The 10,305-nt window shown below is 58.6% G+C and carries 15 protein-coding genes and 1 pseudogene; 8 read left to right on the plus strand and 8 right to left on the minus strand.

Annotation, left to right across the window (positions count from 1 at the left end):
- The 5 genes from ENZ75_RS09060 to ENZ75_RS35040 all read right to left on the minus strand — a co-directional run.
- Positions 1-533, minus strand: a 533-nt coding sequence (locus ENZ75_RS09060) for a GDP-mannose 4,6-dehydratase (RefSeq protein ID WP_128278039.1), incomplete at its 3' end; no start/stop codon positions are given.
- 22 nt (positions 534-555) lie between these two features.
- Positions 556-1,110 (minus strand): dTDP-4-dehydrorhamnose 3,5-epimerase, encoded by a 555-nt coding sequence (gene rfbC, locus ENZ75_RS09065; protein WP_013532726.1) that lies wholly within the window; start codon positions 1,108-1,110, stop codon positions 556-558.
- Positions 1,111-1,992, minus strand: a complete 882-nt coding sequence (gene rfbA / locus ENZ75_RS09070) for a glucose-1-phosphate thymidylyltransferase RfbA (protein WP_013532727.1) — start codon at positions 1,990-1,992, stop codon at positions 1,111-1,113.
- 143 nt (positions 1,993-2,135) lie between these two features.
- Positions 2,136-2,624, minus strand: coding sequence for an O-antigen ligase family protein (locus ENZ75_RS35035; protein WP_244514278.1), 489 nt, complete (start codon positions 2,622-2,624; stop codon positions 2,136-2,138).
- Positions 2,617-3,366 carry a hypothetical protein gene (locus ENZ75_RS35040; protein ID WP_244514277.1) on the minus strand — a complete coding sequence of 250 codons (750 nt, stop codon included), beginning with the start codon at positions 3,364-3,366 and terminating at the stop codon, positions 2,617-2,619. Before ENZ75_RS35040 ends, ENZ75_RS35035 begins: the two co-directional genes overlap by 8 nt.
- Before the next feature lie 77 nt (positions 3,367-3,443).
- On the opposite strand from ENZ75_RS35040, the gene ENZ75_RS09080 reads away from it, so the two are divergent.
- The 6 genes from ENZ75_RS09080 to ENZ75_RS09110 all read left to right on the plus strand — a co-directional run bounded on the left by ENZ75_RS09080 (position 3,444) and on the right by ENZ75_RS09110 (position 6,860).
- Positions 3,444-3,869, plus strand: coding sequence for a calcium-binding protein (locus ENZ75_RS09080; protein WP_224674090.1), 426 nt, complete (start codon positions 3,444-3,446; stop codon positions 3,867-3,869).
- A 49-nt stretch (positions 3,870-3,918) separates the two neighbouring features.
- Positions 3,919-4,698 carry a thermonuclease family protein gene (locus ENZ75_RS09085; protein ID WP_244514276.1) on the plus strand — a complete coding sequence of 260 codons (780 nt, stop codon included), beginning with the start codon at positions 3,919-3,921 and terminating at the stop codon, positions 4,696-4,698.
- Between the two features lie 192 nt (positions 4,699-4,890).
- Positions 4,891-5,601, plus strand: a complete 711-nt coding sequence (locus ENZ75_RS09090; protein ID WP_013532730.1) for an SOS response-associated peptidase — start codon at positions 4,891-4,893, stop codon at positions 5,599-5,601.
- 558 nt (positions 5,602-6,159) lie between these two features.
- Positions 6,160-6,339: a hypothetical protein gene (locus ENZ75_RS09100; protein ID WP_013532732.1), complete on the plus strand. Its 180-nt coding sequence runs from the start codon at positions 6,160-6,162 to the stop codon at positions 6,337-6,339.
- A gap of 11 nt (positions 6,340-6,350) precedes the next feature.
- Entirely contained in the window at positions 6,351-6,560 is a 210-nt protein-coding gene (locus ENZ75_RS09105) for a hypothetical protein (protein ID WP_013532733.1), read from the plus strand.
- A gap of 6 nt (positions 6,561-6,566) precedes the next feature.
- A complete protein-coding gene (locus ENZ75_RS09110; RefSeq protein WP_013532734.1) occupies positions 6,567-6,860 on the plus strand; it encodes a hypothetical protein in 294 nt (97 codons plus the stop codon).
- A gap of 22 nt (positions 6,861-6,882) precedes the next feature.
- Here the strand turns inward: ENZ75_RS09110 and ENZ75_RS09115 are convergent, their stop codons facing one another.
- Both ENZ75_RS09115 and ENZ75_RS34285 read right to left on the minus strand, forming a co-directional pair.
- Positions 6,883-7,908 carry an NAD-dependent epimerase gene (locus ENZ75_RS09115; protein ID WP_063167688.1) on the minus strand — a complete coding sequence of 342 codons (1,026 nt, stop codon included), beginning with the start codon at positions 7,906-7,908 and terminating at the stop codon, positions 6,883-6,885.
- A complete protein-coding gene (locus ENZ75_RS34285; protein ID WP_158515784.1) occupies positions 7,908-8,060 on the minus strand; it encodes a hypothetical protein in 153 nt (50 codons plus the stop codon). Before ENZ75_RS34285 ends, ENZ75_RS09115 begins: the two co-directional genes overlap by 1 nt.
- A 482-nt stretch (positions 8,061-8,542) precedes the next feature.
- Between ENZ75_RS34285 and ENZ75_RS09120 the strand changes: the two are divergent.
- Positions 8,543-9,115 (plus strand): annotated as a pseudogene (locus tag ENZ75_RS09120) (Fic family protein); the annotation flags it as partial.
- A gap of 92 nt (positions 9,116-9,207) precedes the next feature.
- On the opposite strand, the gene ENZ75_RS09125 reads toward ENZ75_RS09120, so the two are convergent.
- Entirely contained in the window at positions 9,208-9,798 is a 591-nt protein-coding gene (locus ENZ75_RS09125; protein ID WP_027164125.1) for a biotin transporter BioY, read from the minus strand.
- Between the two features lie 117 nt (positions 9,799-9,915).
- On the opposite strand from ENZ75_RS09125, the gene ENZ75_RS09130 reads away from it, so the two are divergent.
- A partial coding sequence (locus tag ENZ75_RS09130) for an MBL fold metallo-hydrolase (RefSeq protein ID WP_128278041.1) occupies positions 9,916-10,305 on the plus strand: 390 nt, incomplete at its 3' end.

A 10,305-nucleotide genomic window follows, 5' to 3' on the forward strand; every position in this document is an offset into this window, starting at 1 on the left:
CCATAGGTTTCGTGCCAGGCCCGCACCAGATGGTCCGAGGCCGCTTTCGAGGCGGAGTAGGGCGAGGATGGCGCGTAGGGCGTTTCCTCGACGAACATGCCGCCATCGAACGGAAGATCGCCAAACACCTCATCGGTCGAGACATGATGGAAGCGGAAATGGCTCTTCCTGTCCTCGGGCAGGCCGCGCCAGTACTCCAGCGCGGCATTGAGCATCTTGTAGGTGCCGACGATGTTGGTCTCGATAAAAGTGCCCGGCCCATCGATCGAGCGGTCGACATGGCTCTCGGCGGCAAGGTTCATGACGATGTCGATATCGTCGCGCCGGAGGATGTCGAGCACGGCCCTTTCGTCGCAGATATCGGCCTGCGCGAAGCGATAATTGTGTGCGTTCTCGATCGGCCGCAGCGAGGCCAGGTTTCCCGCATAGGTCAGCTTGTCGAGATTGGTCACCCGATAGGCCGGGTTGGCGCATAGATGCCGGCATACCGCCGAACCGATAAAGCCAGCACCGCCCGTCACCAGAAAATTCATGCCGCTGTCCTCAAATAACCCATCAGGCGAACACCTCGGCGGCAGCCAGCAGCGGCGCCTTCAGGTCCTTGTCCGAGAGCTGGAACCCGCCGGTCAATGACGGCCATTCGATGCCGATGGCGGGATCGTCGAAACGGATCGACCGGTCATGCGCCTGCGAATAGGTATCGGTCACCTTATACAGGACCTCGGTGTCGGGCACGAGCGTCACGAAGCCGTGCGCGAAGCCTTTCGGCACCAGAATCTGGTTGCCCTTTTCGGCCGACACTTCGAGAGCGACCCATTTTCCGAAAGTTTTGGAGCTGCGGCGAATGTCGACCGCAACGTCGAGAATGCTGCCCCGGATGACGCGCAGCAGCTTGTCCTGGGCGCGCGGCGCAAGCTGATAATGAAGCCCTCGCAAGACGCCCGCCGCGGCGGAATAAGAATGATTGTCCTGCACGAAAGCCAAGTCTATGCCGGCCTGCGAAAAGCGCTCGGCATTGTAGGTTTCGACGAAGAAGCCGCGCGCGTCGCCATGTCGCTTCGGAACGATTTCCAGAACGCCATCGATGCCAAGGGGCCTGACTTCCAGCACCTAGGCCTCCGACAGGTCGACGACACGCCGGCGCAGATAGGCGGCATATTCGTTCTTGCCCAGGTGATCGGCGCGACGCAGAACCTGGTCCACAGTCAGCCAACCCTGTTCAAAGGCTATCTCTTCGGGACAGGCGACCTTGATGCCCTGGCGGTGCTCGATGGTGCGCACGAAGGACGAGGCCTCATGCAGGCTGTCATGGGTGCCGGTGTCGAGCCAGGCATAGCCGCGCCCCAACCGATGCACATGCAACTGGCCGCGCTCAAGGTAGACGTTGTTGACCGCCGTGATCTCGAGCTCACCGCGCGCCGAGGGACGGATGGCAGGGGCGATGTCGACGACATCGTTGTCATAGAAGTAGAGACCGGTGACCGCCCAGTTGGATTTCGGCACCTGCGGCTTTTCCTCGATCGTCAGCGCCGTTCCCGTGGCCTTGTCGAAGGAAACCACGCCATAACGCTGGGGATCCTCGACATGATAGGCGAACACCGAAGCGCCCTTTTCGCGCGAGGCAGCGTCGCGGCAAAGCTGCGACAGCCCATCGCCGAAATAGATGTTGTCGCCGAGGATCATCGACACGTTGTCCTTGCCGATAAAATTGCGGCCGATGATGAAGGCTTCCGCCAGCCCGTTGGGCTGCGGCTGCTCGGCATAGGACAGGTCGAGCCCGAACTCCGATCCATCGCCAAGCAGATCGCGAAAAACCGGCAGGTCACGCGGCGTCGAAATGATCAGAATCTCTCGGATACCCGCGAGCATCAGAACGCTCAGCGGATAATAGATCATCGGCTTGTCGTATATCGGCAGAATTTGCTTAGAGACTGCTAATGTTAGTGGATAAAGACGCGTTCCACTGCCTCCAGCAAGGATAATTCCTTTCAAGAAGCTCTCCTTGACATGCCTGAACCCCCCGGCCCTAGCCGCCCGTGCTTAGGTTCCATGCACTGGCTTGTCAATCTCGGCGTTCGTCAAATGACTGGGTCACGATCCGGCGCCAATCCATGGCCAATTCAGGCGACGCATTGCTATCGTCTTGCCAGGGCCGGCCTGACGGGAACAAGCAGATTGTCATCATGGGCGGCGGTCGACTCGCCTCTCTGGCTCAGCCGCTCAGCAAGTCCCTTGTGAAAGATAACGCCATTCATATAGGCGAAGGTCATCGCCAGTGCCGCCGTTCGCAAGGGATAATCGACCAGAGAATGAACGAGCAGAAACGATACTGAGAGAAACGCCATTTTCTGCAGCGGATCTCGCCGTGCCGTAACGGAAAACGCAAAAAGCAATATCGCGTAAGCTGCGACCAGAAAGACAACAGGAGCGCCACCTTCAAGTGCCAATTCCAGATAATCATTGTGGGCGTGATTGACGTAGGGCTTGAAGATCATCTCTCCCTTTTCGTAAATCTGATAGACCTTCGGAAAACTCCCAAAGCCGACGCCCGTCGCCCAGTTCTCTTCAATTCCCGCGATCGTCGTGCGGGCAAATTCGGCCCGTCCAAAGGCCGGGTCAACCACTTCCGCATCGATCTTCGTCCACGCCCCCGATCGTGTAGAGTGAAAGCCCGATGAAGACAGCGGGTATTCCATACCCGCCCAGCCTCGAGCGCGCGGACAGAAAGACGACTGATACCATGGTGATCGCCAGCCCTATCAGAATACCGGCGCGCGAACCGGCGGCCAGAAGCAACAGCAGCAGCGTTATCAAGCCGAGCGACCCGGACAGAAGGTGCCCGCGAAACAGGCCGTAGTAGACAACGAAGGGGATGGAGACGAAGAGCAAAGCTGAAAAATGGTTCTGGTTGGCAAACAGTCCCGCATTGATCGTGAACGGCAACAAACCCTGTATGGCAACCGTATCGGAGAGTGAATACTGGATCGCCGCAGCCAATCCGTTACAGATGACACCCATGAAAAAGAAGGGCAGAAGGCCGTAGACCTGATCTGGGCGCAAGCGGGTGACGCTCAGAAAGAATGCAGCCATCGCCACGAAATACAACAGACACTCGATCGTACGTCCCACGCCGACACTGACGAAACGCAGCCCGGTTTCACCGCTCAGCCACGGATTTGCAAGTAGAACCTCAGGCCGCAATCCGCTCAACAGGGCGGCAGGCAGCGGCACGATTTGAAAACAGAACACGGCCCCTTTGAATTCGTCGATCTCCGAGACCAAAGCAAGGGTTTCAGGGGTGATTTGCAGGAAACCGATCTTCATGGCCATACCTAAAAAAATACCCAAAAATACCCAATAGCTCAAGAATCGACCTTACCCAATAAAGCACTCCCGGCGCCTTGTATGGGAAACGCCCAGTCACAAGGCAAACGGATTAGAGAGTGGATTCGACAACAAAATTCAAAAGGTGCATGATGGGTTTGGTGTCGGGGGATACCTTCATGAATTGGCGTTGGTTTTCGACCGCAACAGTTGTTGCGTTCATCTCAGGCTGCACTGCCGACTATTTGAATAATTATGACTCGGTGACGCTCGCTGCCGGCGATGCGAACCGCTCAAATATGCTTTTGCAAACTGTCGATCCGTTCAATCCGAATAGCCAAAACACGCGTATTGAAGGCGACGGAGCGCGCGCGGTGGCAGTCTTCAACGGATACCGAGGTGCGACCCGAGCCCGTAGCGCTGATTTGGACTGTGCAGGCGGCAGCGGAAACAATGCAGTGGTTGCCCCTGGGGTGCAGATCACAGGCTCTGATCCTAACGGGCTCGATGGTGATCGCGACGGCATTGGGTGCGAGGGAAAATAGGTTGTCTCGAACAAGGAAAGGAGGGCTAGGCTGGCTCGCAGTCATTGCGTTGGCCGCGTATTATTATCCCGTTCCGTACCAGAGACCGGGCATTACCTCGCCAAATCCAAAGGCCACCGTTGAGATCAGACCGGAGGCCAGCAATCTCACCCAGAGCGTTACACGGCAGGTCGAGGAACCGGCCGCACCCAGTCAGCAAACCAACGGGGAAGTGCTTCAAGGCCGCGCATCGGCAGTTGATGGCGATACAATTGAGATCAATGGGACGCGCGTTCGGTTCAACGGCATCGACGCACCCGAGTATGATCAACAGTGCGAGGATGCGAAGCACTTTCGGTATTCATGTGGATGGCAGGCCAAAACTTCCCTCGAAAAATTCATGGCTAAATCGAAGCCCTTACGATGCGAGTTTGTCACTTGGGATCAATACGGACGCTTCGTTGGCAATTGCTACCGGGCGGACGGAGCCGACGTGGCGGCCTGGCTCGTCAAGAATGGGCTGGCCCTCGACTGGCCCAAATACAGCCATGGCGGCTATGCATCCCAACAAGCGGTCGCCAAGGCTGCCAAGCTCGGCCTGTGGAAAGGCTTCTTCGAAGACCCATGGACGTGGCGCGCCGAGCACGCCGAAGATACGCAGCCCGCGGCCAATCAGCCTCTCGGTATCATAGGCCGTCAGGCTCAGTCACAAGGCTATTCGTGCGAGCCTCGCCGTAAATGCTCTCAGATAAGCTCTTGCGCTGAAGCCCAATGGTATCTCAGCAACTGCTCATGGGGCGGCAGGCTGGATCGCGATAGTGACGGGATTGCGTGCGAAACGCTTTGCTAAATACCGAGAACGACGGAGGACTGGTCAGTGGCCCAACAGTCGAGAAATTCCGGTTTGGAGCCCCTCTTTCTCTCTTTTGGTCGGTACGGGTACACTGGTTTGATCCTACGGTGATCTATTACCGGGGCTAGTCGCAACAGGATATCCCCGTTGGGGCTTGCTGATCGGTTCGCTGCTAGGCACATTCACCGCATGTGCAATCTCTACAACATCACCACGTCACAAGAGGCGGTCCGCCAGTGGACCCGGACTTTGCGGGACATCCTAGGCAACCTTGAACCGTCCGTTGACATCTATCCCAACCAGCCCGGCCCAGTGGTGCGTAACGCCCCTGAAGGCCGTGAGCTAGCCAATCTCCTGTGGGGAATGCCGACGCCGGCCGAGCGCGTCAAGGGCAAGGCTGACTACGGCACTACCAACATTCGCAACCCGCAGTACAGCCATTGGCAACAGTATGTCGGCGTCGAGAACCGTTGCGTGGTGCCGGTAACAAGCTTCGCAGAGCCCAGCCCAACTCCCGGCGATAAAGACCGCGAGACAGGCATTCAGCGGAACTATTGGTTCGCGCTCAATGAGGACCGCCCGTTATTCTTCTTCGCTGGCCTCTGGACGCCATGGCATGGGGTCCGCAAGGTAAAGGACGGCCCCGGCGATTTCGAGCTTTACGGTTTCATGACGACCGCGCCCAATGCCCTCATCAAGCCGATCCATGAAAAAGCTATGCCGGTGATCCTGAGGACGCAAGAGGAAACAGAGACTTGGCTGACAGCGCCATGGTCGGAAGCGAAGCGGCTACAACGCACAGCGCCGGATGATGCTCTTGTGATTGTCGAGAAGCCTGCCACACAGATCAAGTTTCCCGAGCAGGCACCAGTACCGCCAAGCCAAGGCTCGTTGTTCTAGATGGCTGGCCTTCGGATACTCTCGGACGTTGCACCGGGCCTTGCGATTGCCATCTTTCTTACAATCTTGGTCGTGATGTTTTTTCGTCGTAAGCGGCGCTAAGCAAATCGGCGGCACGTGATTGAAATGTTGGGCTGTTAGCGCCAGTTATTCATCCCTCCAGATCACGCGTCGTACCATGCGGATTTCAACAAGTCGCCTCACGCGTATCTTCATGCCCTCCGATGCGCTTGGCAGCAGAATGTCCACATCAAGCTCGCGGCGTTTGCAGCGCTCGCAGCGCATGTGCCGGTCAACGTCCCAAAACGGAATGTCCCCCACCAATTTGGCGAGGTCCCCGGGGAGATAGTGGCGTGTAATGTTGCAGTTGATGCACCGGACACGGATTAGCTGACCAACCTCATGCGCTCGGCACAGGGTCTGGACAAGGCGGCGCGGTCGTCTGCTCTGTTCCGGCATAGCCAAAAATAGGAATGAGTTCCTCGCCGAGTCAATTCACTCTTGACATTTATGTTCCCTTTTTGTTCACTACGCCCATGCAGCGTATGGAGTAATGCCATGGATCGAATTGTGACACTGAACAGCCGCCAGGAGGCTGCCCTCCAGGCCCACGCCGAGGATTTCATTGCAGTCCACAAGGGTGATGTGATGAAAGCGCTCAAGGAAATGATCGTGCTCAACGGGCACCTTCAGGAACGACTTGACGCACTCACCCCGCAGCGCCGCGCGACGCGTTAGGAGTAGGCACCATGGGCACAATGCACTTCGACACCGAAGCCAAATCCGAACTGCACTCTGAAGCGGTGAAGCTGATCGCCCGCTACGACAGCCCTCTTGAGACCGTGAAGGCGCTCATGGCCTACAACTGTGAGCTTGAGACCCAGATACTCGCCATCGCCCATCGGCATCCGGGGATAGTTTCAATCGGGTACGATCCTACTCCGCCTGTGCTGGAGTGACCTTCAATGAGCCGCCTGATCTTTGCAGGAGAGCTTGAGAGCGCCGCCGACCAGATAGCGGACATATCCCGCGCCGACCTTCAAATTGTACTTCGTAGGGCCGCCCTGATGCTTAGAAACGTCGCCGGTGTCGATCTGGGCACGAGAACAGACGAATTACTTTTTGGAATCGCAGCGGAGATGGAAGTTTCCAAGTCCGATTTGATCAAAACGATCGTCAGCGACTGGCTAATTGCCAATGCTTATCTGCCTGTTCCGCTAGAGCTTGACGAAGGCAACGAGACACCATTTAAAATCTGAGCATGAAACCCGGCGTCTTCCGCTATGCCCGCGCAAAATACGCCTTGTACCACTCGACGAACCGCCCGACGCCCTCGGTCACTGTCGTCGTCGGGCGGTAGCCGACCGCCTGCTCCAGCGCCGAGGTGTCGGCGAAGGTATCGGGCACATCGCCGGGCTGCAGCGGCAAGAGTTCGACGATGGCTTTGCGGCCGAGCGCGTTTTCCAGCGCCTCGACATAGGCGGTCAACTTAACCGGGTTGTTGTTGCCGATGTTGAAGATGCGCCAGGGGGCGCTGCTTGTGGCCGGATCCGGACGGCTGGAGTCCCAGGCGGCATTGCCCGTGGCCGGGCTGTCGCTGGCACGGATCACGCCTTCGGCGATGTCGTCGACATAGGTGAAGTCGCGCGTGTGGTTGCCGTTGTTGAACAGTTTGATCGGCTCGCCAGCAAGGATGTTTTTGGTGAACAGGAACAGCGCCATGTCCGGGCGCCCCCAGGGGCCATAGACGGTGAAGAAGCGAAGCCCGGTCGTCGGCAGCCCGAACAGATGGCTGTAGCTGTGCGCCATCAGCTCGTTGGCGCGCTTGGTCGCGGCGTAGAACTGCAGCGGGTGGTCGGCCGGACGATGCTCGGAAAACGGCATGTCGGTGTTGGCGCCGTAGACACTCGAGGTGCTGGCATAGGTCAGGTGCGCGACGGCGCTGTTGCGGCAGGCCTCCAGCATGTTGGTGTAGGCGATGATGTTGCTTTCGACATAGGCGTGCGGGTTTTCCAGGCTGTAGCGAACCCCTGCCTGGGCGGCGAGATGGATCACCCGGTCGAATGCGTGGTCGGCAAAGCAGGCGTCGACCACGCTCTTGTCGGCGAGATTGCCGCGGATGAAATGGTAGCCGGCATTGGTCTTGCGGCTCGCCTCGTCCAGGAGCCGCAGTCTCGCCTCCTTGATTTCCGGATCGTAGTAGTCGTTGACGTTGTCGATGCCGACGACCTCGTCACCGCGCTCCAGCAGCCGCTTGGCTACGTGATACCCTATGAAGCCGGCCGCGCCGGTGACCAGAACCTTCATCAGAAGCGCCCATCCGTGACATGCCTGGGAAACAGACCCTTGATGTCGTAAATGACGCCGGGGGTCTTGCAAAGAGCCTGCAGGCCGTCGACGCCCAGAGCGCGGAACTGCCTGTGGCCGACGGCCACGATAACGACGTCAATGTCCTTCATTCCTCAGGTCCGGACATTTTCCTCAAAGGCCACCCCCATCACCAGAATCCGACTGCCAACGACCAAGAGCTACGACAGCGCGGCTGCTCCAGCAAGCATCTATTTCTCGGATCAACAGTGCGGGAACTTTTGATCAACAGCATTGCTTTATGCGATTGAAAAGATACCGTCTGCAACGCACCAACGCCGAACGATAGGGCCAATAATGCGATGTAATTTCCAGCACCGCTTCGGCGATCAACCCCTTGGCAAGTCGCCTGGGAGCCGAGACAGATCGATCTAGAGAGCGGAGATATTGCGTTCCGAAGCAGCTGTATGTTGGTGTCGTCGGGACGGCAACCTAATCAGATGCGTATGGCCGGCGGAGGGTACCGATCATCGGCCATAAGATCGGCCAAACATCCGGGCAAATTCGAAATATATCTTTATAATTACGTATTTAGCAGAAGCCAAGATCGGCCAGACATGGAAGAAAGCGTTTCAACTACATTCACCCGTTCCCCGACGGCAATGGCCGCGTCAGCCGTTTGATGAGCCACGCCATGGCCCATGAGGCTGGGATCGCCGCGCACGGGCTGTGGTCGATCTCACGCGGTCTAGCGCGCGGCGTGAAAAGCCGCACGGACTACAAGCGCATGATGGATCATGCCGATATGCCCCGCCAGGGTGATCTCGACGGACGGGGCAACCTCTCCGAGCGCGCACTCGGCGACTTTACGCTATGGTTCATGCAGGTGTGCATCGATCAGGTGAACTTTATGACCGGCTTGTTCGATCTCGACACGCTCGCGAAGCGGCTGCGTCGCTACGTCGAGCGCAGTGGCCTCAAACCCGAAGCCGCCCGCCTCCTGGAGGAAGCGCTAATGCGCGGCGAATTTGAACGCGGCGAAGCGTCTCGCATTAGCGGACTACCCGAACGCACGGCGCGTCGCGTGTTCAATGAGGTGATCGCGCTCGGTCTGTTGGCGTCGGAAACACCCAAAGGTCCGGTGTCGATACGCTTTCCGGCCAACGCATTGGATTCACTGTTTCCGAAGCTGTTTCCAGAAACCTAAGTGTGATTACTTGGCAGACGCCACGCTGAAATCCGCCAATCACCCCACGCCAGCCAAGGCTTGATTGCTCAAGCCGCTGGTCTGCTCGGGCTTCAGCCGCGCTTGAGCAGCGTCCAGACGGCCGGCACCAGGCTTGCCGCGAGAGCCACCTTGATCAGGTCGCCGACGATGAACGGCACGACGCCGAACTGCCACGACTTTTCCGGACCGATGAGCAGCGCCAGCCAGGCAAAGCCCATCGCCATCATGACGACTTCGCCAACCAGCATGGCGTTGAAAAGCTTGATCGGATGGCGGTCCCAGCCGCGATCCGCCGCCCAGCCGACAATGGCCGCCATGACCACGAAGCCGGCGAGATAGCCGCCGGTCGAGCCGAGCATGTAGGCAATGCCGAGACCCTTTTCAGGCGTGCTCTGGAAGACGGGGAAGCCCATGGCGCCCTCGGCCATGTAGAGCAGCAGGGTGGCGACGCCGAGACGCATGCCGAAAGCGGCGGCAATCAGCAGCACGGCCAGCGTCTGCATCGAAATGTCGACCGGCCCGAGCATCACCTTGGTCTTGGCCGACAGTGTCAGCACAAGCGTTCCGGCGATGGCCAGGAAAAGCTGCGTTGCCAGCCGCGCCGCGCCGCTTTGCGGCAGAGCCAGAGAAACAAGCGGACGCATCGTAGTTGCAATTGCCATGGTATTTCCCCAATCCGATTGCCGCTACCAGATGTTCGCGGCCTCACATCCTCCTATATTGGCTTGCGTGTTATGCGGCAATCGGTTTTGCCGTTTCCCCAAACAAGGCACCGATGCATGGCACTGAAGTTCGAGACCGGCTTCGACCCCCTCTATGGCCAGGGGGTGAGCGTCGCGCCCGATGTCCAGCGCATCACGGCCCGCAATCCAAGCCCTTTCACCTTTCACGGCACCAACAGCTACATAATTGGCCGCGATACGCTGGCGGTGATCGATCCGGGGCCGCATGACGAGGCGCATCTGCGGACCCTGCTCGAAGTGATCGCAGGCCGGCCAGTCAGCCATATCTTCGTCAGCCATACGCATCGCGACCACTCCCCGCTGGCGGCCCGGCTGAAAGAGCGCACCGGCGCCATCGTGCTGGCCGAGGGGCCGCACCGGCCGGCAAGAGCCCTGCACATCGGCGAGACCAATGCGCTCGACGCCAGTGCAGACATGGCTTTCGTT

Origin of the sequence: Mesorhizobium sp. M7A.F.Ca.CA.002.04.1.1, assembly GCF_004022805.1 — a bacterium.
Classification (GTDB): Bacteria; Pseudomonadota; Alphaproteobacteria; order Rhizobiales; family Rhizobiaceae; genus Mesorhizobium; species Mesorhizobium ciceri.